This is a genomic window from Stenotrophomonas sp. INTA L402-1 (genome assembly GCF_059295135.1).
Genome location: NZ_JCAFWP010000187.1, coordinates 1 through 496, shown reverse-complemented (window position 1 = coordinate 496; position 496 = coordinate 1). Strand labels below are relative to the sequence as shown.

General features: G+C 53.6%; 1 rRNA gene. It reads right to left on the bottom strand.

The window, feature by feature from the left end:
* Positions 1 to 496, bottom strand: a 23S ribosomal RNA gene (locus AC5O77_RS22255); the annotation flags it as partial.

The window sequence follows — 496 nt, the reverse complement described above, 5'->3', positions numbered from 1 at the left end:
AGATGTGTATAAGAGACAGGCCTATCAACGTCGTCGTCTTCAACGTTCCTTCAGGACTCTCAAGGAGTCAGGGAGAACTCATCTCGGGGCAAGTTTCGTGCTTAGATGCTTTCAGCACTTATCTCTTCCGCATTTAGCTACCGGGCAGTGCCATTGGCATGACAACCCGAACACCAGTGATGCGTCCACTCCGGTCCTCTCGTACTAGGAGCAGCCCCCCTCAGTTCTCCAGCGCCCACGGCAGATAGGGACCGAACTGTCTCACGACGTTCTAAACCCAGCTCGCGTACCACTTTAAATGGCGAACAGCCATACCCTTGGGACCTACTTCAGCCCCAGGATGTGATGAGCCGACATCGAGGTGCCAAACACCGCCGTCGATATGAACTCTTGGGCGGTATCAGCCTGTTATCCCCGGAGTACCTTTTATCCGTTGAGCGATGGCCCTTCCATTCAGAACCACCGGATCACTATGACCCTGTCTCTTATACACACT